Below are 22,942 nucleotides of genomic sequence, written 5' to 3'. Positions count from 1 at the left end.
TCCTGGGCTCACGATGCGATGAGCTCGATATCGATCGCGAGAGCGCCGAGCGCTTCCTTTTCAGGGCCATAGATACTTCGAATGTTCGCGAGCTGTTCGTTGCGGCTCGCGGTCGGGTTGACGTTCACTGGTCCCTCGCCGTCGAGCAGCGCCTCGAAGTCGTCATACGCGGTGACCCGCCGCACGAGTACTTCGCACGTCTCTTCGGTGCCCTTGATTCGGAAGCGGATCACGTCGCTGGCGGTGAGGTCCTTGAGGTGTGGGTACCGCACCCGCACCTCGATCGTCTTGCGGCCGGCTGCGACGAGGTCGAAGTACCGGCGGTACAGGTTCAGCTCGTGGACGCGAGCGGCGGTTTCCTTCATGAGGCGGGAACGCTCCTAGTGGCTGTTGTCATCAGGCGGCCGAGTTCGCCGGCCGAGTACGAGCGGAAGAAGTGCCGGGGGTTCGACAGCAGCACCTCGGCCATGCCGAGCAGCTGCTCGGCGTAGTCGGACAACGATCCTGACCAGAGTCGGGTGTCGAGCATCCAAGGGGCGGAGCCGTCGGGCAAGTCGGCGAGACCGTCTCGTATGAGGGACTTCGATAGCTTCGCGCCCGTGTCCGTGACGACCTGCGGGCAGAATAGCCGCGCCGGCCGCTGCCCCGGCGTGAGCCCGACTGCCTGCAGTGCGCCGTCGACGAGCTGCGAGCCGAACACCCAGTCGCCGCCCTTCACCATGACGTACAGGCGCCCCGGGGACCCGGCGAGAGACAACTCTTTGACGAGATTCCGATACAGCGTTGCGAGGTCGAGGTAACCGCCTCGGGTCGGCTCGATGGTGACCTCATACGGGCCGTGATGCAGGCAGACTGAGCTCACTTCGGCGCGCTCGTCGCCGCTCGTGCGAATGCAGGTCCGCTCGGCGTACTTCTCTGCCCATCCGCACCCGGGCTGCGGGCAGGGGACGCGCACGTGCGGCACACCCGTCGAGGGGGCGAGCCACCAGCGAGCAGCGTTGATGCGTCGATGCGTGCGAAGCCACGTTCGCCGGAAGTGCTCGCCGGCCTGCTGCTGCGAGTACATCTCGATCGAGTAAGGCACGTGCAGCCGCTCGGACAGTTCGGCGAACAGCGGCCGGTACATCTCATCGACGTCCGCGGCCAGGGCGTCCTCGCCGAGCGCGTGCGCGTAGGCGCGTTGGTAGCTGTGGCCCGATGCCGGGTCGGTGATGACCTCGTGCGGCGCGTTGTCGAGGGCGCCGAAGTGCACCTCGACAGGTAACGCGAAGCGGTCGCGGACGCGCGCCGCAGCGGCGAAGCTGAGGGACTGCACGAGCGAAGTTCCCAGGTGCGGCGCGCCGTTGATCTGAGTGCCCACGACGAACACGACGCGGTCGGGCGGCGTATTGCGAATGCATGGTGCGAGAACATCCTCGGCGCTCGTGAGCGCGTTGGCGAGCACCGTGTTGGGTGAGACAGGGTGCAGAGACACCGTTCATTCCCCCTCTGTGGATAGACAGGACGGCGGCACCGGCTTCGATGTGTGCGCCGCTCTGATCGGGCTTACTGGGCCGCCCGCCCTCAGGAGCCACGGGGTACGAGGGCGGGGTCTCAAAGGCCGGAGCTGGCCAGCCGGATGGGCTCCACGGGTTGCTTGGGCCAGCACTCGTTGCCCTCTGCGTGGACGATCAGGCGGACGTCGGGTCCGGACGTGCGGGGCAGCCAGCGAACTATGCCGTTATCGGTGTGCTGGCCGCAGGCGACGCAGATCCCTTCCGTGTGCTCGGGCTTGTCGTCCCACATCGGGCTCATCCGGTCAGCCGCCTTTCGTGCAGCGGAAGCAGCGGCACGGCGGGAAGGCCAGGCTGAATACGGGCTCGTCGGCGGGCGAGAGCGAGCGGGAGTAGACGGGGGTGCGCTTCATCGTCTCGGGGTCGACTCGGTAGACCGTGATGGTCAGACCTGGGTGCATGCTGTCGCTGCCTGTATCGGTCACGGATTCAAGGTGGCCCCGTCACGGTGGGCTGCGCGGCGTCAGTGCAGGCGTCAAACCGGCGACATCGGGGGTGTCATTTCGGTGTCATTCCGAGCGGCCGAGGTCTACCGTGCTCGTATGGCCACACCGAACAGCGCCCTGCGAGCAGTACGTATGGGCATGCTCCTGTCCCAAGACGACTTCGCCCGCGCGGTCCGTGAGGCCGGCGCCCGCGCAGGTGTCCCCAACGATGCGAACAAGAGACTGGTGCAGCGCTGGGAAGCCGGCACCACTACCTCACCCCGACCGGTCTACGCCCGCGCCCTTGAGGACGTCACCGGCCTGCCCATCGAATCGCTCGGCTTCACCGTCACCGTCCCCCTGGCGCGCGTCTCTGACGACGGCCACGGCGGGCACGACATGGAAGCAGGAGCCAACGGCGTTGGCCCCGCGGTGAACGCGCCGCAGGGAGTGCCGCAGACCTCGTCACGCAACTACTCGGGGGTGTGGTTGTCGCGGTACGAGTACTTCTCCAGCGGCCGTGACTCCGCTTTCACGGGTCTGCACTACGCGGTGATCCTGCAGCACGGCAACCGGCTCACGGTGCGCTCCCTGCCCGGCTCGTCGGACTCGCCGCTGACGATGGATCTGGAGATAGAGGGTCACGTCGCTACCGGCACGTGGACGGAGCAGACGGCATCCGAGGGTTACTACCGCGGAGCCCGCTACCACGGCGCGATTCAGCTGCTCGTCGAGCCGACCGGCCGCCGTATGACGGGCAAGTGGGTCGGGTTCGGCAAGGAGTTCGATGTGAACACCGGCCCGTGGGAGCTTGTCTTTCAGGACGCGTCGACGAACAAGGCGACGCTCGCCGCCTACGACCGACGCCCCGAAGCCTGACCCCAGAGCAGAGAAAGGCCCCCTGCATGGTCGCGTGGAATCCGCCGAACGCGCCGGGGCCTGAGCCCTGTGCGCCAGGCGAGTAGCGTGAGTGCCATGCGCTTGAAGTGGGACTGGTTGCAGCCTGTCGTAGCTGTGCCGTACGTGCCGACGATCGGCCCCGTCCACCCCGGCGCCCTCGATCCCGGCCTCTTCACCGACATCGTCCGCGTCGCCGGCACCGGCACGTTCCTCCCCTACGACAAGGACCAGCGCTGGTCCGAGCACAAGGACGAGATAGTCCTGCCCGATGCAATCGAGCACAACAGCGTCCGCACCCTGATCCCCACCCTGATCCACCGCGGCCACGGCACTCTCACGGTCTACACCTACGGGCCCGGCCATGACGAGGCGGCCGACCTGGCGGCAAAGCTCGCGGCCGACCACGCCACCGCCACAGCTCGCGTGATCACCTTCCACGGCCCCAACGACGAACCCCCTGCCGGGACGGCCGTCACGCGCGTACAGCTCCGGGAACTCGGCCAGGCCCAGTCACACAAAGAAGGGCCAGTCCGGCCCGTACACGGCCTACCAGCGCCCGTACAGGCCACGTTCGCCGCCTTCGCCCACCGCCTCACCAGCGACGGCCTCGCATTCCTCCACCATCAGATTCAGGCTGGCACCGTCGGCCCAGTTCTCGCCGTCACCGATGCCGGTCGAGTGGTCGGGGCGATCGGTCCCATGGAGACCATGGCTGTGCTGGGACGGGCGAGTTCCTATCACGTCATGGATGACGGTTCCATCTGGCGGGCATCGGCTTCGGCCAGCGTCAACTCCCCGGATGACGCCGCATCCTGCACTGCGGTGGTGGACTTCCTGTACGCCGCACTGGATGGGAGCAGCCCCCTCTTCGGCCACATCGAGTGGGACAACTTCGACGAGCTCACCAACCTCGATACCGTGCTGCGCCGCAGGCGGCGCACGTCCCTGCGCGAAGGCCGGCGGTTCCTACGCGGCTACGCCTGGGTGACGGTCTGTCCGGCGGAACTTGCAGCGCGGCTGGGTGGCGCCGCGGCGCTGGAGGACTCGGGTGCGTTCCACCGGGTGCTTTCGCTGCGGGCGGGGGGTGTGCTGCTCCAGGCATCGGCCACGATGGACGGGTACACGGACCAGGTGATGGAGCGGGTGTTCGAGACGCTCGCTCCCGTGCTGCCGCCGGGCGAGCCGAGCCCGGACCCCGCCCACCCTTACACGCGGTTCGTCCCGCGAGACGCCGCCACGGTGCGCTGAGCCGCCTGGACGCTGCCACGTGTGTCACCTCGCCGCCCACCTCCAGCGCCAGGACCTCGACGCCTCCATGCTGCGCCGCTACCTGCAGTCTCCTGACCCACCACCCGCGCCCGCGCCGAGCAACAGGCCACGGCCGGCTGACATCTGCGCAGGGTTCAGAGTGCGATCGGTCGGTACTTCAGAGCCGCATCGACAATCTGCTCCGCAGATGCGTCCTGAAGGTCGTCCGAGGGGTGGAAGATCAGGTCAATCACGTGGGGATGCGGCACGTTCGCTTCCAGGAGCCGCAGGTAGTAGTCGCTCTCCGGAGAGACCGTCAGCAGTCTGCGGACGATCTCCACGAGTTCGTCCCGGGTGATGTCCGCGACCACGGGGCGGGCCGGCCGGGCCGCCTCTGTGCCGAACTCTTCCAGGCTCCTGCTGCCGTGGTACTCGGCGAAGTCGAGGGCCACGTAGTCGTGCCCGGTCATCGCGTTGAAGGCCTTGATCGCCTCACCCGCCGCCTCCGGGCGGGTTTCCAGCAGGTCAGCGATCCGCTCCACCTCGGCGCACACCTCGTCCAGCCGCTGCCGACTCACGGGCGGGGGCAACAACTCCGGTCTCAGATCCACAGCCGAATTATGTCCGTCCGCGCCGACAAGCCCGAGCCGACTCCTACCTGAAGCCCCTTGTGCGCGGGATCCCGCCCATCCGCTCCCGCCGAGGGCCCGCCGCAGACGTCCTGCCAAGCTCCACGCCGACAAGGGCTACGACTACGACCACCTGAGGAGATGGCTCCGGGGCCGCAGGATCCGGCACCGCATCGCCAGCTGCTGCACGAGGTGCGTGCGGGCACGAGCTAGCCAGCCCTTAGCCGCAGTCCGCCGTCCTTGTCGTCCTGCGCACCGCTGGGAGCTTACTGGGGTTCGGTGCTGCCAGGTTCGGGGAACATTGAGGACTTCGTGAGTGGCGAGCCCTTCAGGCACGGAGTGTTCGCGAGCACGTTCGTCTCGCCGGAGCCCTTCACGTAGGAGACGAAGATGGTGAATCCCCCGAACTTGCCCGGAGATGTGTAGCGCCTTCTTTTGTCATGGATGCGCCATCCGCCCATGCTCCAGCCCTGCTTCTGGAGGTCGGCTCGGACATCCGGGCCAACGTCCGCAGACCCGGCCCCCTGAAGGAGCGACATGGTTACCGTGTGTCTCGCGGTGCCCGGATCCTGGCAGTCAGGAGCGGTCTCCACTGCGGGATGCACGGCGCCGATCGGGGGCGGTCCTGACTTCCGTGCGGCCGTGGTCACCTTGAGCAACAGCTCGTGGAGGCGCTCATCGGCTTGGTCGAGCGTGGTGGCCGTAGTCAATGACTGCGTGGTGGCCGGAGTCGATGACTGCGTGGTGGCCGAAGTCAATGGCTGTGCGGTGGAGGTGGGGGAGGCCTGTGAGTCCGAGCAGGCTGTGACCAGGGCAAGAGTTCCAAGAGCGGCACATATGGATACTCGACGTCGACGCACGGTTTCCCCTAGATGATCGCAAAGAGAGCTGATGGTATCTCCAGAGGATCGGCCGGGCTGTGGGGCTTCCTGGGGGGCGTCCGAGGCCGGCCATCGCTACGCGAACCTGGTGGTTACCTCGCTTCAGTGGGTGACCTGGTCGATGATCGAGTGCCGCACGCCTCGGCGTAAGCCGACGCCCTGGACGGCACCCACCCCCTTCACCCGCGGCACGGTGATATGGACGGGCACCCCCAGGACCCGGGGGGCTGAACGCAGCAGGATCTCGCGGCCTCGTTCCGACGCCCTTCGAAGGGCATCGCGAACCGCCCGTTGACGGCTGCGCCTTGTCTGGCCGGCGAAGTACGCCGCTCCTACCGCCCGGCCGGACGGGTACGGCCGTGGAGCAGCTCCATCCCTACGACGAGCAGCAGCTGCTTCCCGGCCTGGTCGAACTGTTCCTGGAGGGTGGGCTCGCGAAAGAGGCTGGCCAGCTCTCCGGCTCCGGCGGCGAGGTCGCCGCGTTGGGCGAGGTAGTCGGCCATGGAGGCACGGTGGACGGCACGGGCACGCTCCAGCAGCGCACTGTCCACGGTCCCGTCCAGGGTGCGGCTCAGCGCGGCGCTGAGGGCCTCGACGTGGCCCACGACCGCCTCGACGGTCATCGGTGTCTGCGCGGGGCCGAGCGCGCGGACGAGGCCGCTGGCGGCGAACACCGACTCCGGCTCCATCACGTCCCGTACGGCATCCAGCAGCTCGGCTCGCCCGCGCACCGTCAGGGTCCTCCCGTTGCCCAGTGCGGTGATGATCCGCACGAACCGGGCCCGCGCGGTCTCGCCGGCCAGTTGATGCCCGACCTGCTCCAGCAGACCCACAGCACCCTCGCGCGCCACCTCCTGGCTGCGCCTGCCACGCCCCACCCACGTCACCCACGCCCGCTGCGCCTGCCGGGTGGAGACGTAGCCGTCCCACCACAGCCACATCGCCAGCGGCACCTGCGCCAGCGCACTCAGGTGCGCTACCTGCTGCCGCTTGTCGAGCAGGAGCAGCAGCAACCGGCGCTGGTTGACGCTGTGCTCGGCCTTGTCCGAACCGCGGTGCCGGGTACAGCCAGGCCCTGATCCCACTTGTGAAGGGCATACCGCCGGTCCGGTCCCACCGGGGCCCCCGGCGCCGCAGGCCCGGCAAGCTCCATGCCGACAAGGGCTACGACTATCCCCACCTGCGGCGATGGTTAAGAAGCCATCTCATTTGGTTGAGTACGCTGTCGACCATGGCGGGGATCGTTGAGCGGCTGGTGCCGGACGAGTTGTGGGAGCTGTTCCAGCGGGTGGTGCCGGAGGCGCCGTCGCGGCCTCAGGGTGGTGGTCGGCGCCGGCACGGCGACCGCGAAGTGTTGGCCGCAATCGTGTTCGTGGCGACCTCGGGATGCACGTGGCAGCAGCTGCCGACCGCGTCGTTCGGGCCGTCCGGCGCGACGGCTCACCGACGATTCACCGAGTGGACGAAGGCCCGAGTCTGGGCCAGACTCCACCGCCTGGTCCTCGACGAACTCGGGTCCCGCGGTGAGTTGGACTGGTCCCGGTGCGCGATCGACTCGGTCAACATGCGGGCCTTGAAAAGGGGGATCTGACAGGCCCGAATCCTGTAGATCGGGGCAAGTACGGGTCAAAGATCCACTTGATCACGGAACGGACCGGCCTGCCCCTGTCCGTCGGCATCTCGGGCGCCAACACGCACGACAGCCAGGCGCTGATTCCCCTGGTACAGGGCATCCCTCCGATCCGCTCCCGCCGGGGACGCCGACGCCGCAGGCCCGACAAACTTCACGCCGACAAGGGCTACGACTACGCCCACCTGCGGCGATGGTTATCCAGCCGAGGCATCCGGCATCGCATCGCCCGCAAGGGCATCGAGACCTCACAACGACTTGGCCGCCACCGCTGGACCGTCGAACGCACCATGTCCTGGCTCGCCGGATGCCGCCGACTCCACCGCCGCTACGAACGCAAAGCCGACCACTTCCTAGCCTTCACCAGCATCGCCTGCACCCTCATCTGCTACCGCAGACTCACCAATGAGATGACGTCTAAGCAGCCGCGGCATCAGGCACCGCATCGCCCGCAAAGGAGTTGAGACCTCCCAGCGATTGGGACGTCACCGTTGGACGATCGAACGCACCATGTCCTGGCTCGCCGGCTGCCGCCGCCTCCACCGTCGTTATGAGCGCAAGGCCGAGCATTTCCTCGCCTTCACGAGTATCGCCTGCACGCTCATCTGTTACCGGCGGCTCGGCCGCTGATGTGGGCCCGCAGTAGCTTCATCGCCAGGTCGTGGCCGTAGTACTCGGCCACGTCCATGGGGGTGCGACCGTCTGGGTCGGCGAGCTCCGGGTCAGCCCCGAAGGCCAGCAGCACAGCAGTGGTGTGCACGGTCAACGGTTTGCCGCTCTGCAGGGAGCCGTCGCCCTCGGCATCGATCGCGTGCGTCAACAGCGTCATGTTGCTGAAGACCTCATCGGGATCGGTGCCGTCGGCCAGCATCTGGGCCAGGGTTTCCGCATCCTCGTGCTCGACCGCGTGATGCGCAGGTGTTGTCCAGAAGTTGCTCACCACGACATTCAACCGCCGCCACAGCACGTCTGCCAGCGACTATCGACGCCACTCGTCACCAATTGAGATGGCGTCTAAGAGGCCGTATTCCTATCGATCACGAGGACGGTTCTGGTCGAACAGGGTGCCTGGTCGGGTGATCTTAGCCGGGTGGATGCATGAGAACAGGGCCCCTTGGTAGCTCGGGGTTGCGACGCCACTCGAGTATCAGGAGGCCCTGTTGTTCCAGTCTTGCGTGACGGCCCTCGTCCCGTCCAACTCCCGCGTGTCGGTGTGCGATTGCCTCGCTCACCGGTTCGGGAACGCGGCCGACCGGCCCGAGAGGGCGCGGCGGTATCCGTCGGACATGACCGACGCGGAGTGGGCGGTGGTGCGTGACGCGCTGCCGGTGCCGGCGTGGCTGGAGGGTAGGGGCGGCCAGCCGGAGGGCTACTGTCACCGGCAGATGCTGGATGCGGTCTTCTACGTCACCGACAACGGCGTGAAGTGGCGCTCGGTTCCTGCGGATTTCCCCGCTTGGGACCGCGTGTATGCCTTCTTCCGCAGGTGGAGGGAGAACGGCCTGGTAAAGGAGTTGCACGACCGGCTGCGCGGGAAGGTCCGTGAGGCCGAGGGCCGTCAGACGGAGCCGAGTGCGGCGATCATCGACTCGCAGTCGGTGAAGGGCGCCGCCTCGGTGCCGGCTGCTTCACGCGGCTTCGACGGCGGGAAGAAGATCAACGGCAGGCGCCGGCACGTCATCACGGACTGCCTCGGCCTGCTGTTGATGGTGCTGGTGACCGCCGCGGACGTCACCGACCGGCAGGCCGCCCGCGTCATGCTGCCCCGGCTGCGGACGCGGTTCAGGAAGATCAGCCTGGTGTGGGCCGACGGCGGCTACACGGGCGTCCTGGTCGACTGGGCGAAGGAGAAACTCCAGCTCACCCTGCAGATCGTCAAGCGGAGCGACGACATGAAGGGATTCGTGGTACTGCCGAGACGGTGGGTGGTGGAACGAACTTTGGGGTGGCTGTTGCGCACGAGGCGTCTGGCCCGGGACTACGAGACGCTACCCGCCAGCAGCGAGGCGTTCATCCACTTCTCGGCGAGCATGCTTATGGCCCGCCGCCTGGCCCGCACCACTGCCCACGGTCAGACGATCAGGATGCCGCGTCAGGAACAGACGACACTCGCGGCATGAACCGGCCCGACGGCGCGAGGGTCAGCCAGCCCCGCTCGACCAGCCGCTTCGCCTTCGACCGCACCCCCTCGATCTTCGCCGGCACCGACTCGAGCCCGAGCCGGACCGTCATCTCCTTCGCCATCAACCCCTCCCCGCCGCCCGTCAGTTCATCCTCCAGCAGCTCCACGATCCGCCGGTAGTCCGGCGCGAGCGCCACCGCCGTCATCCCCTCCCGCCACCGCTGCACGACGGACCCGGAGACCGGAACCCTCGCCGCCCCGGCCGGCGGCACCGGGGCCGCCACCTCCTGGGCAGACGCATCGGCAGCATCGCCAGGCGCGGCCAGGGCCTCGGCCAGCTCGACCCTGGCGATCACCCGACGCTCCAACACCGCCTCCGCCTCGGCAAGTTCCGCGAGAATCCGGTCCGCTTCCGCCTGAAGCTCCTCCGCCCGCACCCGGGCAGCCGTCTCACGTTCCTCCAGCAAACCCATCACCGATGTCACCGGTCATCTCCGCATCGCCAAGAACGAACTGATCGCCCGAACTCTCCCGCAACGACACCCGAACCATGCCTGAGCAGCGGAAACTCAACGATCACGTCCGGAAAGACAACGGCTTCTAAGAGATCATCTCAATTGGTGATGCCGGTAGTCTGGTGCTGTGTTGCTGACTGAGCGTCTGGTCCCAGATGGGCTGTGGGAGTTGTTCCAGCGGGTGGTGCCGGAGGCGCCGACTCGGCCGCAGGGTGGTGGTCGGCGCCGTCATGGGGACCGTGAGGTGTTGGCGGCGATTGTCTTCGTGGCCACGACCGGGTGCACGTGGTCGCAGGTCCCGCCCGTGTTCGGGCCATCGGGGGCCACGGCTCACCGCCGGTTCATGGAGTGGAGCCGACAACGGGTCTGGGCGAAACTGCATCGTCTGGTCCTGGACGAGCTGGGGGCTCGAGGCGAGCTGGACTGGTCACGATGCGCAATCGACTCGGTGAACATGCGGGCCCTGAAAAAGGGGACCTGACGGGTCCGAATCCTGTAGATCGGGGCAAGTACGGCTCGAAGATCCACTTGATCAACGAGCGGACCGGACTGCCGCTTTCCGTCGGCATCTCCGGCGCCAACCTTCATGACAGCCAGGCCCTCGAACCGCTCGTGCGCGGCATCCCACCGATCAGATCCCGGCGCGGTCCACGCCGTCGGCGCCCCGCCAAGCTTCACGCCGACAAAGCCTACGACAACCGTCACCTGCGGCAATGGCTCCGCCTACGCCACATAACACCACGCATCGCCCGCAAGGGAGTTGAGACGTCACAGAAGCTGGGGCGCCACCGGTGGACCATCGAACGCACCATGGCCTGGCTCGCCGGCTGCCGACGTCTCCACCGTCGCTACGAGCGGCAGGCCATCCACTTCCTGGCCTTCACCAGCATCGCCTGCACCCTCATCTGCTACCGCAGACTCACCAATTGAGATGATCTCTAAAACGGCTCAGGCAATGCGTCGAAGGCGTCAAGCATCGAGGAAACGCGGCATCAAACCCTTGATCGACCGACGCGACGTCGCCGGCTCCGGACCCGCTACGAACGACGCGCCGATCTCCACCAAGGTCTGCTCGAATTGACCTGCAGCCTCATATGCCTTCGCCGCCTCCGGAACTCATTCTGAAACGATCAGTAAGTGCGGACGGACGTGCGGGTCACCCAATCTGCGGTTCTTTCCGTGATCAGGTGGATCTTCGAGCCGTACTTGCCTCGGTCGACAGGATCGGACGTGGCACCTCGGGGTCCATCATGCGCCGGATCGTAGAATGCCCGGCGGTCTGTGCGACAGCACGCGGCTTCAGTCCACCCTCTGTCCCCGTTCTGCCGGCAGGCGACGCTATAAGCGCAAAGCTGAACACTTCCTCGCCTTCGTCGCCATCTCCACAGCCCTCATCTCCCACCGTCGTCTGGTGGGGTAGGGCACAGACGGTGGGGCCGTGGGCAGCCGCTGTCAGAGCCCTCCATCATGCTCTGCGCATGAACGAGAACGCCTTCTGGCAGCTCATCGACGACTGCACACCGTCCACGCCCGACCCGGACGCCGAACAACTGGCCATGGCACTGACAAACCGTCTCTCCGCTGGACCGCTTGCGACGGTCATCGGGTTCGCCGAGCAGCTGTCATGGGCGCTCTACCGACTGGATCGCAAGGAGTACGGGCACGACCTGTCGAGCGACAGCTTCCTCTACACCCGCGCAGCCGTTGTGGCCGCCAGCCGCGAAGCCTACGAAGCAGTGCTCCGCGATCCGCAGCTGTTTACTCCCTACGCCCAAGACCTCATCTGGGCAGAGAGCCTGCTCTACGTGCCAGACGAGGCATACAGTCGAATCACCGGTGAAGAGTGGGATCGCAGCACCCGCTACTCCTACGAGTCCTACTCGAACACCGCCGGCTGGGCTGATGAGTAGCACCAACAGCCCAGCTACGCCAAAAGAAACGGCGGGGAGCCGGTGACGTCCTTCGAGCCCGGCCAGCCGCACCTTACGAACGGCGAACCAGCCGAAGTGGCGCTTGGCTTCGTTCACAGCGGTAACGAGATGGGCGACGTCGCGTTCCTGCGGTTCCTGGAGGGCGAGCTCGGCATCGACCTCCCCTGGGAGGAGACGGAGGCAGAGCTGCCAGCAGCCGCGTTCACCTGACGGCGCCTTCAGATAGCCACGTCCACCCAAGAAGGGCCATGCCCCGCTACACCACTTGGCGGGACGCCATCCACCCTCATGCTCCCGCGCATCCCTTGCAGGCGGCGGATCCCACCACTCCGCGCGCCCGCTTGACGGGGCGAGGCCTTCCACGGCCCGCCACTTGAGAAGCCAGATTCCAACCGGGTTCGCGTGGAGGGGGTGTCACGCCTGCTCAACGCACGTGACGAGGTTTTCCACGGGGACCGTTCGACCGACCCGTCGGCCGCTGACGATGTGGATGCAGGGCGGCTCGGCGTACGGGAATCGCAGGACTTTTAGACCGTGGCCGGTGCCCAACATGATCACCGGTCGTCGACACGGCCCAGGCGGCCACTGCACGCCCTGTGATTCGTGCCCTTCGTAAGGTCGCCTGGCAGCGGCCCGAAGGCGGCCCGTCGGTGGTGTCTGCCCGGTGCGCCCAGGACGCGGCCGCTGCTGCGCGCACGGGGAAGGGGACACACCTCGCAGGTGCACGCGGTGCGTGGCCTACTCTTACGGCTCCTGCGGCCAGGGAGGGCCGCTGTTCATGGGGGGGATGCGCTGTGCGCGCTTGTGTTCGCCGTGCCGTTGTGCCGGCTGTGGTCCTGTCCGCTTTCGCGGTGGGGTGTTCGGGAGAGAGTCCCTCGGATGAGGGGGCTGCGAAGCCGTCGGTGTCTGCGCAGGCTGATGTGGAGTCTGTCTCGGAGCCGTCGGAGGAGCCGTCCTCGTCGGCGCTTGCCCCGTTGCTGATGGTCGGAACGGTCGGCCCGTATACGGCCGTGGACGGGTCTGACGAATCGGTGTCGACGAAGATGCGCGTCAGGGTGCAGTCGGCCAAGTATCTGTCGGCGGCGGAGCTCGGCACATCGCACGGGTCGAAGCGCGGGCAGTACGTCGTCCTCACCCTCACGATCAAGAACGTCGGGAACGAGACCGGGCGTTTCAGCCCGTATGGCGCGATGAGGTGCCAGGACGGGGTAGGCGAGCGGGACTGCACGACGCGGGAGTCCGTCGGGGGAGGGGACATCGACAGGCAGTATGCGCCGGGCCAGTCCGTGACGGGCAGTGTCGTCCTCGACGTCGTCCGCAGGGGCGGGACGGTGACCTACTTCGACGCCTCGGGGAGACCGTCGTTCACCGTGCTGCTGCCGAGCTAGATGCCGGAGAGAACTCAGCCTCGCTCGCGGGAAATTCCCTCCGCGGCGGGGCTGCGCTGTGCTTGATGCGGCCGGATGCGGCCCTTCGCTGCGGCCACGCAAAAGCTCGAATCAGGACAATGTTGCTTGAAGTGCAGGTCAGGCACCTGCTTGGCAGGTCATCTGTGTGTGGAGAACGTCACAGCTCCAGGATGGAACCTGCGAACGAACCCTCTATTCACGCCCTGTTCACAGGAACTACTGTCCCGCTTCACTGATCAAATTCCGGGTCAGGCCGATCCCGTCGTGCTGGTGAGCACGTTCGGCGTGCCCGGATGACGGCAGTTGATTCATTGGACTGCCCTTGCGTGTGATGCAGGTGGCATGCGTGGGGGGTCGAGTGGCCGTAAGGCGTGCGCGTTTGCTGTCAGTTGGGCTAGCCGGTGCTTTGATGGCCGGCTTGCTGTCGACGATGTCGGTGGTGTCGCCGCCCGAGGCGGCCGCTGCGGAGGACTCGACACCGATCGTGCCCTCCCAGTCGCTGGGTAGGGTGCCCGCGCAGCAGGCGGAGGAAGTGGGCAAGGCGCTGCCCGCGCCCAACTGGCCGAGTGCGGCCGAGGCGACGGTGGACCTGTCGCAGGTGGCGCCTGGTGATGCGGGGGCGGTGACGCCGAGCGCGTCCGCGTCGCAGTCGCAGGACCAAGACGTCACTGCGGTCGGTGACGTGGTCGAGGTGGCTCCTCTGCCCGAAGAAGATGGGGCTGTTGCCCAACTGGCCTCGGCACGGCTCACGGACGACGACGCGTCACCGTCCACGGGCCCCGGCCCTTCGGACAGCCCCGAGGCGGCCACGTCACCCACGCCCGAGACGAGCGTGACCTCCTCACCCGAGCCCTCGGATTCTCCTTCGGCATCGGCTGAGCCTGCGGATGACCCGGTGTCTCCCGATCAGGTCGATGTGCGGGTGCTGGACCGTGCCGACGTCGCGCCGGCGGGAGGGGTCGGGCTCGGTCTGCAGGTCACTCGCTCCGACGGGGTGGCCACGCCAGGGCAGGTGCAGGTCAGCATCGACTACTCCGGCTTCAAGTACGCCTACGGCGGCGAGTTCGCTTCCCGGCTGCGGCTCGTGAAGCTTCCCGCCTGTGCGTTGGAGACCCCCGATGCCGAGGGCTGCACGAGCCGTGAATTCGTGCCGGTGGACAACGACACCACCGCGGGCACGCTGACCGCAACGGTGGTGGCCGAGCCGGACGACAGCGGGCTGTCCTCGCAGTTGACCAGTGGTGCGGGTGCGAGCGTCTACGCGGTGACCACCGGCTCGTCCTCGGACCAGGGTGACTACCGGGCCTCGGCACTGTCACCGAGCGGGTCCTGGGACGTGGCGACCGGCTCCGGCGCGTTCACCTACAGCCTGCCGGTGCAGCTGCCCAGGCCGGCGATGGGGTCGGCCCCGTCGCTGGCGATGACGTACAACTCGCAGTCGGTGGACGGCCGCACCTCGGCCACCAACAACCAGGCCTCCTGGGTCGGTATGGGCTGGGACCTGGGTGTCGGTTTCATCGAGCGGCGCTACCGCAACTGCAGCCAGGACGGTCTGAAGACGATCGGCGACATGTGCTGGGACTCGCCGAACACGGCCGAGGAGCCGGACGGCGCGGTCTACGTCATCAGCCTCAACGGCGTCAGCTCGCAGCTCGTCCAGGACAACACCGGCACCGGCTCCTACCACGTGCAGGACGACCCGGGCTGGCGAGTGCAGCACCTGACGGGCGGGCACGGCGCGGACGACGAGTACTGGGTGATCTCCACCCAGGACGGGAAGCGCTACTACTTCGGCTGGGGCCGCTCCGAGCGCACCAGCAGCGCGACAGCCTCCGTCTTCACCGAACCCGTGGTCGGAAACGACCAGGGCGAGCCGTGCCACGACCAGTTCCCCGAGCCGTGCACGCAGGCCTGGCGGTGGAACCTGGACCGCACCGTGGATGCCAACGAGGTCGAGTCGGTCTACTTCTACGACAAGGACACCAACTACTACCGGTCGGTCGCCAACACCGACAAGGCCCGCTCGTACACCGCGGGCGGCTACCTGACCGAGATCCAGTACGGGTGGCCGACGCAGATCGCCGGCTCCAAGCCGACCGGCAGGGTCGTCCTGTCCCATGTGGGCCGGTGCGTGGAGCGGATGTCTGACGCGGACCCGCTGCGCAGCGAGCCGAAACCTTGCCCATCGATCTCCTCCACGCCGTCGTCGTATCCGGATGTGCCGGTCGACTTGTTGTGTGACGGCTCGTCGGCGGATTACTACTGTGCGGGCAAGACGTACTACCCCACGTTCTTCACCAAGGACATGCTGTGGGACATCAAGACCTACGTGCTGGACACGTCGGCCGCCGGCTGGGACCTGGTGCAGCAGTACCAGACCAAGCACGGGCTGCCCAACCCGGACGGCTCGGTCGGCAAGACGCTGTGGCTGGACTACGTGCAGCGCGAGACGTACAAGTCGGGCGAAGACATCATCCTGCCGGTCATCAACTTCAACGGCATCGACCTGGACAACCAAGTAGGCGAGAAGGAGCTGAACTTCCGCCGCATTGAGACGATCCACGGGGACCTCGGAGCGACCACCACGGTCTCCTACGGCTCACCCAACGCGTGCAGCTCGGACAACTACCCCACCCAGTCGTCGAACACCCAGGACTGCTACTGGCAGAAATGGACCCCCGAAGGGGCGACCGACTCCACCACCGGCTGGTTCAAAAAATTCCTGGTCACCAAGGTCACCGTCGACCCGACGGTGACCAGCAACCAGGACGGCGCCCCGGAGATGACGACCACCTACGACTACCAGGGCGGGGCCGGCTGGCGCTTCACCAACGACCCCCTCACCGCGGACGACGACGAGACCTGGTCGGACTGGCGCGGCTACCAGCGCGTCGAAGTCACCACCGGCACCGGCACCGTCAAGCACTCCACCTTCCACTGGCTCTACCGCGGCCTGGACGCCGACCGCACCGACAAGGCCGATCCCTCGAAGACCCGCTCGGTCAGCGTCACCGACGGTGAGGGCACCTCATACACCGACTCGCCGTGGCTGCAGGGCAAGACGATCGAAACGTCGAAGCGGGACGACACCGGCGACTCGCACGAACGGGTGTTCCACCAGTACTGGGTTCACCCCACCGCGACCTACACCGGGTTGCCCGACGCCCGCTTCGTCCGCGAGAAGGAATCCACCACCTTCACCAAAGTCTCCACCGGCTGGCGTGAACACGTCGTCCAGAACGAATTCGACGACAACGACACCGCAAACAAGTACGGGCTGCCCATGCGCGTCGACGACCAGGGCGAGAAGGGCGTCTCGGACAACCGCTGCACCACCTTCGGCCGCGCCTACAACGACGACCCATACGACGGCAGCAACGTCAAGCGGTGGACTGTCCTCATCGACGAAACGCGGCACTACAGCACGGACGGCTCCGGATGCGACGGCCGGGGCGCCGACAACCAGGACGGCTACACCGTCACCTTCTACGACAACGCCGCCTCGGTGGGCGCCAACAATCCCGTCGACGGCAACCCGACCGAGCTGCGCACCTACGCCTCGTCAGGATCGACCGACTTCCTGCGGGTGAAGCACGGCTACGACAACGCCGGCCGGACGGTGTGGACCGAAGACGGCAAGGCGAACCGCACCACCATCACCTACAGCCCGGACAACTCCTGGCCGGTAGACGGCATCACCACCACGACCCCCGACCCCGACGGTCCGGCCGCCTACCGCGGTCCCCTGACCTCCACGGTGTGGCTGTCCCGCTTCTGGGGTGTGGCCTACCAGAGCAAGGACCCCAACGGGAAAATCACCAAGACCACTCTGGATGCCGCAGGCCGCACCCTCGAGGTGTGGAAGCCCACCGAGACCGGAACCTCGCCGTCGGCGAAGTTCAGCTACAGCATCCCCACCTCCCCCATCGGCGGGGTGCCGGACTCGGTCGACGGCTACCCCCGCGTGGGCACCCAGACCCTGCAGTCCGGGACCACCTATCTGTCCATGTACACCTACGCCGACGGTCTGGGCCGCGCCCGGGAGACACAGACTCCGATCCCCTACGGCATCGACCCGTCGACGGGCGAGGAGGTACCCAACCGGCAGGTGGCCGTCACCCGTTACGACACGGCAGGCAACGTCACCGGCACCTCCGCCGTCTTCCGCAACCAAGGCACAGCAGGCTCCGGCGGACCCTCCAGCCCCGAGGTGAAGGACCTTCCCTCCTACACCGACCTGACCCTGGACTGGGCCAGCCGCACCACCGAGTCGCAGATTCTCGTCGGTGACGGAACCTCTGCCTCGCCTCAGCTGTACGGTCGTGCGCTGGCGTCGTACCACGGTGACTACACCACCGTCACCCCGACGACGAGCGGAGCCACGGACACCTACACCGACGTGTACGGGCAGACCTCGAAGGTCGTCGAGCACAACGGCAGTTCCGCCTACACCACCCAGTACACCTACACCAGCACGGGCCAGCTCAAGCAGATCAGCGACCCGCGCGGCAACAACACCATCTACACCTACAACTGGGCCGGCCAGCGCACCGTGGTCGACGACCCGGACGCCGGATCGTCGACCACGGAATACGACGCCAACGGACAGATCAGCAAGACCACCAGCAACAACGGGAAGACCGTCCTCACCTACGGCTACGACAGCCTGGGCCGCAAGACGTCCGTGACCAGCGGGGCCGATGAACTGGCCGCATGGGTGTGGGACGGCCAGTCCACCCCCGGCGGCAAGGGCCAGATCACCTCGGCCATCAGCCGGGACACAAGCGGCAACACCTACACCACCAAGGTCAACAGCTTCGACGACCGCGGCCGCCCGGAGAGCACGACCGTCACCATCCCGGCCAACGTCACCGGCCTGGCCGGCGACTACACCACGGGCTTCACCTACGACGCCGCCGACCACGTCACCTCGGTGAACTACCCCGCGGCCGGCGGCCTGGCCCAAGAAACCGTCACCACCGGATACAACTCCTACGGACAGCCCCGCAGCCTCACCTCCGACCAGCAGACCTACGTCAAGACGACGGTCTACGACGCGTACAGCCGTCTGACCGACCGTCTATACGGCATGCCGACCATCGGGGCCGGCAGTGTTACGGCCCAGCGCTCGTACAGCTACTTCGACGACAACGGCACCCGCTGGCTGCAGGGCATCTCCACGACCACCACCGTCGACCGGCTCATCACCGAGTCCCAGAAGGACACCTACAGCTACGACTTCGACGGGAAGATCACCCAACTGCTTGAACAGGCAAGCGGTCAGGCCGAGCAGGCGCAGTGCTTCCGCTACGACGACCAGGCGCGACTGACCAACGCCTACACCCGTGCAGGGGCGGGCACGTGCCCCCTGGGCAACAACTCCGACTTCACCGGCGAAGCCCCCTACCAGACCGCGTACACCTACGACCGCCTGGGCAACCTCCAGTCCGTCACCGACACCGACCAGGCCGGCAAGGCCACCAACCGCGACTACCTCTACCCCGGATACAACGACTCGGGCACCTGGACGACCGCCAACGCTGACTGGCCGCACGGCGTCCGCAAGATCAACCACATCACCGCCGGCGCCACCACCAGTACGGACACCATCACCTACGACGCCGACGGGACGATGCTCAAGCGCGTCGAACCCAGCACCACCACCGACTACACCTGGACCAAGCAGGGCCAACTCTCCACCGTCAAGACCACCAAGGCGTCCGGCAGCGACCTGACCCGCTACGTATACGACGCCGACGGCAACCTCGCCGTCCGCACCACCCCGCAGGAAACCGTCGCCTACATCGGCGGCATGGAACTGCGCAACGACGGCATCAAAGTCAGTGCAACCCGGTACTACAGCAGCGGCGGATCCACCGTTGCCATGCGCACCACCATGGGCAACACCACCTCCGGCGGCAAAGTCACCTACCTGATGGCCGACAACCAGGCCTCCACACAGCTCACGGTCGACGCCACCAGCGGCACCGCCACCCGCCGTCGCTATACCCCCTTCGGAGACGACCGCAGCGGCGCCCTGCCCACCGGCACCAACAACGGATTCCTCGGCAAAACCGAAGACACCAGCACGGGCCTCTCCCTCCTCGGCGCCCGCGCCTACGACCCGCATCTGGGCCGCTTCCTCAGCCCCGATCCCCTCAGCGCCCCTTATGACCCGCAGAACCTCTCCGCCTACAGCTACAGCGGCAACGACCCCATCAACTACTCCGACCCCACCGGCCTGACAAGACACCTCGACCAGGGCGGCAGCGACTACGAACCCGGCGGCAAAGGCGACGGTTACGGCGGTACCAGCGAATTTCAGGAGGGCAATGGCACCGATGGTGACCCCACCACAGGCGACTTCATGCTGTCGCTTCTGCCGCGGCCCGAGAACATGGATGAGGATCGTCTTGCCAACCTCTGGGTCTATTACGGCCAAAACCGCACGGGTGGAGGTTACTGGGACGCACCCGTCGGCGACGGCGACAGAACAGCCATGGCTTGCTTCGGTCGAGCCGCCTGTTCCGAGGCATACCGGGTATGGAAGGAAACCGGCGACTTCGCCAAAGCGAAGAGAATCGCTGCCACCTACTGCATTGACAACGCTGAACTCTGCGGAGTCGACAAGGGCGCGTATGACTCGATGAAGGAAGCGTCAGAGACCGTTCCCATCCTTCTCGCCGGAGAAGTCGGAGCAGCGTTCAGTAAAGTCCTCAAAGCGGCCGGATGCAGCTTCAGTCATTCAACTCCGGTCCTGATGAAGGACGGGAAAACCAAGCCTATCGGCAAGGTCGAACCAGGGGATCAAGTCGAGGCTGCCGATCCGGGCACGGGACGCCATGAAGGGACCCGGGAGGTAACGGCCACCTACATCAATCACGACAGTGACCTCATCGATGTGAAGATCCGCGGTCGCGACGGACGCCTGCAGACCCTGCACACGACATCTCTCCACCCCATCTGGGACGATACGGCCAAGGCGTGGAAGGAAGCAGGGCGACTGACACCAGGCCACATCGTGAATTCCGCAGATGCCAGCCATGCGGTGATTGTCGCGGTGCTTGCTCGGCCTGGCCAGGCCGACATGCACGACCTGACTGTTAACGGGCTCCACACGTATTATGTGCTTGCAGGAGATATTCCGGTGCTGGTTCACAACAGCACCGCGTGTCCGAATTTTGGTCCGCAGCTTTCTGCAGGAAATAGTATTTTTCCGCAGCGTCCCGCAGGAACCACGGGTGAATGGACTGCAGGTACCGCCCAAAACGGAAAGGGTATGATTTGGCGCTCGCCCGCCGACGCGCAAGGTAAATCCACGTCGATTCGCATCATGAGCCCGACGTCGAGATACCCGAACGGCTACGTCCGCTTCGAAAACAAGCATGGTCAACCCATTGGACTGAATGGCAAGCCTGGGGACAGAGCGGCAACACATATCCCCATGAATTCCGACGGAACCTACCCGTTGCCGGCTGGATGGTAGTCATGGACCTGGAACTTCGAGGGCAATCGGTCGACAGAGTTTGCCTCGATAGTGCGCTGACCCTTTTCACCAGTGGAGATGTCGAGATGCGCATCGAAACGGACGCAACGCTCATGGGAGCTGATGGGATTCACGTGAGGTTTGATCCCGAAAGCCCCGGTCCAGTGGCGGGACGCATCGTGGAGCTACTCCATTCGGTGATCTCAACTGCGAGCTACAGCGACGCAGGAGTGCTGTCCATGTCCTTTGAAGGAGGGGAAGAGCTGACCGCCCCTCCGCACGATGAATATGAGGCTTGGGGGGTGGTTTACCCAGATGGGCGACGCATTGTGTGCGTCCCAGACGGCGAAGTAGCAATCTGGGGACCTATCTGAGCTCCTCGCAGCCGGTTGTAGTGCATGACCGGGGTGATGCGGTCGAAGATGGTTACCTGCGTGCCGTAGGGGGAGGTAGGCGGCGGAGTCGAAGCGCAGGCATCCGTGCGGGCCGTTGCTCCGCGGGGGAGGCGCCTCGGGTGCGGGGCAGCTCGCGGCGGAGGACGGCGGTCTCGGGAGCGGTCCACGGTCGCGACCGCTCCACGCGCACCGCCGCTCTGCTGCGGGATGGCGCGACCAGTTGCCCTCGGGGGTGAGTTCGTTGGCGTACAGCACGGTGCCGTCGCGCCGTACGACGGCGCCGCGGTTGGCGAGCTGCACAGCCTCGACGGAACCCTGGTCGAGGTCCCGGCCGAGCTGGTGTTGCTGCTACCGCTTGACGCGGCCACGGACGGCGAGCAGGGCCAGGGCAAGGAGAAATCGGCTCGATGAACCGGGAGGCCATCTCGATGTAGGTGCCGGCGGTGGTGAGGTTCTGCCCTGAAGTGCGGAAGATCACCGAGTTGAGGACCACCCGCAGGGCCTTCTCAGCGCGCTCGCCGTTGAGCTGCTCGCTCAGCGGCCCGGTCGGGTTGCGAGGGGCTGGGGTGTCAGTGCGCAGGGAGATTTCTTGGCCGGTGAGGCGGCCGGTGGTCTCCGGCTTCGGGGCTTCCTTCGGCAGGCCCCACGGCAGTAGGGCGCAGAATGTGGCGGTCATCGTCAGCGCCAGCCACCCGCGGCTCGGGAGGCGCGCAGGCCGTAGCCGGAGATTGCCCAGTACACGGCCAGCAGGGAGCGCTCGACTCGGGGTCGGCTCTTGTCGTGTGACGGTCTGCGGAGGAGCGTCAGTTGGGCATCGTCATCTGAGCGTCAGTGGCGCAGGCTCAATGACCTCGTGGTTGGCACTGACGGATGGTGTTCATCTGTGGCTGACGTGAGTGACGAAAGGCCGGGTCATTCTCATGCCGACCGCTATGCACCGTCGGTAATCTGATGGCCGGCCAGGACGCGTTCATGGCCCGGTGGAGACGGCCAAGGAACGCGTCCAACAGGTCCTCGCAGAGCAGCGACAGCTGACCCGTGACGCCCTGAACCGGCTCCTTCTCCGGGCCGACGGGCTGCCGTAGGCTGAACCGCCTGGGCGAGATGCTGATCGTCAACGCCGGGCTCGGACCCGACTCCTCTGCCTGTGCGTGGAAGACCGCGCACCCCGATGCCCGGCACCGCTGGTGCGCGGCTGAGCGCCACCACCCGTCCCGGACAACGCGGCGTCTACGCGGGCCCGGCCTGACCATCTGCGCGAGAGCGACGCTGCGAGCAGGCCGCCGACGTGGGCCTCGCCGCCCGGGCACAACAGACAGATCGAGGTTCAGTGGCGGTGCCCGAGCGTCGGCAGCCCACCGGAGACCGTCCGCACACTGCGGCCCTTGCTCTTCTTGTCCGCAGCCCGTCTCGCGGCAGGCAAAGCACCGGCCATGCTCCGCAGCCGGCCTGCGACTTCTGCGTCGCCAGCCTTTTGATATTCGGTAGCGGCACGCCGCATGGCAGCCTGTGTCTGCCGCACCAGAAGATCCCGGTAAGCCTCAAGGAAACCGGTGACCCGCACAGCGCCGGGAGCTCCGCGAACACACAAGTGCAGCCGCTTCGGCTGGTCCGGCGGGGCGGGGGCGACATAGAGACGGGCACTGCTCTCACCCGTGGCGATCGCACCGATCGCTGCAAGCGTCTTCTCGTCGCTGGGCATGAGGACACGTTCGTACCGGCCGGGACTGCGGGGAGTCAACGACGCCTCCGCCACCTGCCGGCCGCTCCATCGCACGCGCATCCCGACTCCTGGCTCCAGAAGAGCCCCACGGCGGG

21 protein-coding genes and 4 pseudogenes are annotated in these 22,942 nt (G+C 66.6%); 16 read left to right on the top strand and 9 right to left on the bottom strand.

The annotated features are described in order from the left end of the window. Positions 1-8: 8 nt before the first annotated feature. From AB5J53_RS00480 to AB5J53_RS00465, 4 genes are all read right to left on the bottom strand, one after another. A complete protein-coding gene (locus AB5J53_RS00480) occupies positions 9-365 on the bottom strand; it encodes an ASCH domain-containing protein (protein ID WP_369243657.1) in 357 nt (118 codons plus the stop codon). Then, positions 362-1,474, bottom strand: coding sequence for a hypothetical protein (locus AB5J53_RS00475; protein ID WP_369243656.1), 1,113 nt, complete (start codon positions 1,472-1,474; stop codon positions 362-364). The genes AB5J53_RS00480 and AB5J53_RS00475 overlap by 4 nt, the downstream gene beginning before the upstream one ends. A 119-nt stretch (positions 1,475-1,593) precedes the next feature. Then, complete coding sequence (locus tag AB5J53_RS00470) at positions 1,594-1,794, bottom strand: hypothetical protein (protein ID WP_369243655.1); 201 nt, start codon at positions 1,792-1,794, stop codon at positions 1,594-1,596. Positions 1,795-1,798: 4 nt separating this feature from the next. After that, positions 1,799-1,978: a hypothetical protein gene (locus AB5J53_RS00465; RefSeq protein WP_369243654.1), complete on the bottom strand. Its 180-nt coding sequence runs from the start codon at positions 1,976-1,978 to the stop codon at positions 1,799-1,801. A 117-nt stretch (positions 1,979-2,095) separates the two neighbouring features. On the opposite strand from AB5J53_RS00465, the gene AB5J53_RS00460 reads away from it, so the two are divergent. After that, positions 2,096-2,857 carry an XRE family transcriptional regulator gene (locus AB5J53_RS00460; RefSeq protein WP_369243653.1) on the top strand — a complete coding sequence of 254 codons (762 nt, stop codon included), beginning with the start codon at positions 2,096-2,098 and terminating at the stop codon, positions 2,855-2,857. A gap of 96 nt (positions 2,858-2,953) precedes the next feature. Continuing rightward, on the top strand, positions 2,954-4,126 hold the full coding sequence (locus AB5J53_RS00455; RefSeq protein ID WP_369243652.1) for a hypothetical protein: 1,173 nt from the start codon (positions 2,954-2,956) through the stop codon (positions 4,124-4,126). A 155-nt stretch (positions 4,127-4,281) separates the two neighbouring features. Here AB5J53_RS00455 and AB5J53_RS00450 read toward each other — a convergent pair whose 3' ends face one another. Further along, positions 4,282-4,737: a hypothetical protein gene (locus tag AB5J53_RS00450; protein ID WP_369243651.1), complete on the bottom strand. Its 456-nt coding sequence runs from the start codon at positions 4,735-4,737 to the stop codon at positions 4,282-4,284. 32 nt (positions 4,738-4,769) lie between these two features. Here AB5J53_RS00450 and AB5J53_RS00445 point away from each other — a divergent pair. Beyond that, positions 4,770-4,933: pseudogene (locus AB5J53_RS00445) on the top strand (IS5/IS1182 family transposase); the annotation flags it as partial. 1,035 nt (positions 4,934-5,968) lie between these two features. Here the strand turns inward: AB5J53_RS00445 and AB5J53_RS00440 are convergent. Continuing rightward, the gene (locus tag AB5J53_RS00440; RefSeq protein WP_369243650.1) at positions 5,969-6,721 is read right to left on the bottom strand and encodes a hypothetical protein; all 753 of its coding nucleotides are present in this window, start codon (positions 6,719-6,721) and stop codon (positions 5,969-5,971) included. On the opposite strand from AB5J53_RS00440, the pseudogene AB5J53_RS00435 reads away from it, so the two are divergent. The 4 genes and pseudogenes from AB5J53_RS00435 to AB5J53_RS00420 all read left to right on the top strand — a co-directional run. Further along, a pseudogene (locus AB5J53_RS00435) lies at positions 6,703-6,837 on the top strand (IS5/IS1182 family transposase); the annotation flags it as partial. The gene AB5J53_RS00440 and the pseudogene AB5J53_RS00435 overlap by 19 nt on opposite strands. 30 nt (positions 6,838-6,867) lie before the next feature. After that, the gene (locus tag AB5J53_RS00430; protein ID WP_369252929.1) at positions 6,868-7,227 is read left to right on the top strand and encodes a transposase; all 360 of its coding nucleotides are present in this window, start codon (positions 6,868-6,870) and stop codon (positions 7,225-7,227) included. Between the two features lie 47 nt (positions 7,228-7,274). Further along, a complete protein-coding gene (locus tag AB5J53_RS00425; protein WP_369252927.1) occupies positions 7,275-7,730 on the top strand; it encodes an IS5 family transposase in 456 nt (151 codons plus the stop codon). Then, a pseudogene (locus tag AB5J53_RS00420) lies at positions 7,690-7,896 on the top strand (transposase); the annotation flags it as partial. The gene AB5J53_RS00425 and the pseudogene AB5J53_RS00420, both read left to right, overlap by 41 nt. Here AB5J53_RS00420 and AB5J53_RS00415 read toward each other — a convergent pair. Next, positions 7,868-8,206 carry an ankyrin repeat domain-containing protein gene (locus AB5J53_RS00415; RefSeq protein WP_369243649.1) on the bottom strand — a complete coding sequence of 113 codons (339 nt, stop codon included), beginning with the start codon at positions 8,204-8,206 and terminating at the stop codon, positions 7,868-7,870. The pseudogene AB5J53_RS00420 and the gene AB5J53_RS00415 sit on opposite strands and share 29 nt — an antisense overlap. A 346-nt stretch (positions 8,207-8,552) precedes the next feature. Between AB5J53_RS00415 and AB5J53_RS00410 the strand changes: the two genes are divergently transcribed. Next, a complete protein-coding gene (locus AB5J53_RS00410; RefSeq protein ID WP_369243648.1) occupies positions 8,553-9,386 on the top strand; it encodes an IS5 family transposase in 834 nt (277 codons plus the stop codon). On the opposite strand, the gene AB5J53_RS00405 is transcribed toward AB5J53_RS00410, so the two are convergent. Beyond that, entirely contained in the window at positions 9,346-9,873 is a 528-nt protein-coding gene (locus AB5J53_RS00405; protein WP_369243647.1) for a hypothetical protein, read from the bottom strand. The two genes, AB5J53_RS00410 and AB5J53_RS00405, sit on opposite strands and share 41 nt — an antisense overlap. Positions 9,874-10,036: 163 nt before the next feature. Here AB5J53_RS00405 and AB5J53_RS00400 point away from each other — a divergent pair. From AB5J53_RS00400 to AB5J53_RS00365, 8 genes and pseudogenes are all read left to right on the top strand, one after another. Continuing rightward, positions 10,037-10,833 (top strand): IS5 family transposase gene (locus AB5J53_RS00400; protein ID WP_369251965.1). Its coding sequence is split into 2 segments (ribosomal slippage): positions 10,037-10,373 and positions 10,373-10,833, totalling 798 coding nucleotides; the frame shifts between segments, so codons are not numbered across the junction. 90 nt (positions 10,834-10,923) lie between these two features. Beyond that, a pseudogene (locus AB5J53_RS00395) lies at positions 10,924-11,028 on the top strand (IS5/IS1182 family transposase); the annotation flags it as partial. A gap of 353 nt (positions 11,029-11,381) precedes the next feature. After that, complete coding sequence (locus AB5J53_RS00390) at positions 11,382-11,813, top strand: DUF4240 domain-containing protein (RefSeq protein WP_369243646.1); 432 nt, start codon at positions 11,382-11,384, stop codon at positions 11,811-11,813. Positions 11,814-11,855: 42 nt separating this feature from the next. Next, complete coding sequence (locus AB5J53_RS00385) at positions 11,856-12,044, top strand: hypothetical protein (protein WP_369243645.1); 189 nt, start codon at positions 11,856-11,858, stop codon at positions 12,042-12,044. A gap of 710 nt (positions 12,045-12,754) precedes the next feature. Further along, entirely contained in the window at positions 12,755-13,222 is a 468-nt protein-coding gene (locus AB5J53_RS00380; RefSeq protein ID WP_369243644.1) for a DUF4352 domain-containing protein, read from the top strand. Positions 13,223-13,652: 430 nt separating this feature from the next. Then, positions 13,653-20,729, top strand: coding sequence for an RHS repeat-associated core domain-containing protein (locus AB5J53_RS00375; RefSeq protein ID WP_369243643.1), 7,077 nt, complete (start codon positions 13,653-13,655; stop codon positions 20,727-20,729). Then, positions 20,723-21,103 (top strand): DUF6188 family protein, encoded by a 381-nt coding sequence (locus AB5J53_RS00370; RefSeq protein WP_369243642.1) that lies wholly within the window; start codon positions 20,723-20,725, stop codon positions 21,101-21,103. Before AB5J53_RS00375 ends, AB5J53_RS00370 begins: the two co-directional genes overlap by 7 nt. Before the next feature lie 228 nt (positions 21,104-21,331). Next, positions 21,332-21,535 carry a hypothetical protein gene (locus tag AB5J53_RS00365; protein ID WP_369243641.1) on the top strand — a complete coding sequence of 68 codons (204 nt, stop codon included), beginning with the start codon at positions 21,332-21,334 and terminating at the stop codon, positions 21,533-21,535. 916 nt (positions 21,536-22,451) lie between these two features. On the opposite strand, the gene AB5J53_RS00360 is transcribed toward AB5J53_RS00365, so the two are convergent. After that, positions 22,452-22,826 carry a hypothetical protein gene (locus AB5J53_RS00360; RefSeq protein ID WP_369243640.1) on the bottom strand — a complete coding sequence of 125 codons (375 nt, stop codon included), beginning with the start codon at positions 22,824-22,826 and terminating at the stop codon, positions 22,452-22,454. Positions 22,827-22,942: the final 116 nt, after the last annotated feature.

It is taken from the genome of Streptomyces sp. R41 (genome assembly GCF_041053055.1).
Classification (GTDB): Bacteria; Actinomycetota; Actinomycetes; order Streptomycetales; family Streptomycetaceae; genus Streptomyces.
The sequence above is the reverse complement of the archived record's forward strand: the minus strand, read 5'-3'. Positions and strand labels throughout refer to the sequence as shown.

What these genes read in the sequence shown, in the direction of transcription:
- AB5J53_RS00480 (WP_369243657.1), bottom strand. Translation starts at nt 365, where the DNA reads ATGAAGGAAACCGCCGCTCGCGTCCACGAGCTGAACCTGTACCGCCGG.
- AB5J53_RS00470 (WP_369243655.1), bottom strand. Translation starts at nt 1,794, where the DNA reads ATGAGCCCGATGTGGGACGACAAGCCCGAGCACACGGAAGGGATCTGC.
- AB5J53_RS00460 (WP_369243653.1), top strand. Translation starts at nt 2,096, where the DNA reads ATGGCCACACCGAACAGCGCCCTGCGAGCAGTACGTATGGGCATGCTC.
- AB5J53_RS00455 (WP_369243652.1), top strand. Translation starts at nt 2,954, where the DNA reads ATGCGCTTGAAGTGGGACTGGTTGCAGCCTGTCGTAGCTGTGCCGTAC.
- AB5J53_RS00430 (WP_369252929.1), top strand. Translation starts at nt 6,868, where the DNA reads ATGGCGGGGATCGTTGAGCGGCTGGTGCCGGACGAGTTGTGGGAGCTG.
- AB5J53_RS00410 (WP_369243648.1), top strand. Translation starts at nt 8,553, where the DNA reads ATGACCGACGCGGAGTGGGCGGTGGTGCGTGACGCGCTGCCGGTGCCG.
- AB5J53_RS00390 (WP_369243646.1), top strand. Translation starts at nt 11,382, where the DNA reads ATGAACGAGAACGCCTTCTGGCAGCTCATCGACGACTGCACACCGTCC.
- AB5J53_RS00375 (WP_369243643.1), top strand. Translation starts at nt 13,653, where the DNA reads ATGGCCGGCTTGCTGTCGACGATGTCGGTGGTGTCGCCGCCCGAGGCG.
- AB5J53_RS00370 (WP_369243642.1), top strand. Translation starts at nt 20,723, where the DNA reads ATGGTAGTCATGGACCTGGAACTTCGAGGGCAATCGGTCGACAGAGTT.
- AB5J53_RS00365 (WP_369243641.1), top strand. Translation starts at nt 21,332, where the DNA reads ATGGCGCGACCAGTTGCCCTCGGGGGTGAGTTCGTTGGCGTACAGCAC.
- AB5J53_RS00360 (WP_369243640.1), bottom strand. Translation starts at nt 22,826, where the DNA reads ATGCCCAGCGACGAGAAGACGCTTGCAGCGATCGGTGCGATCGCCACG.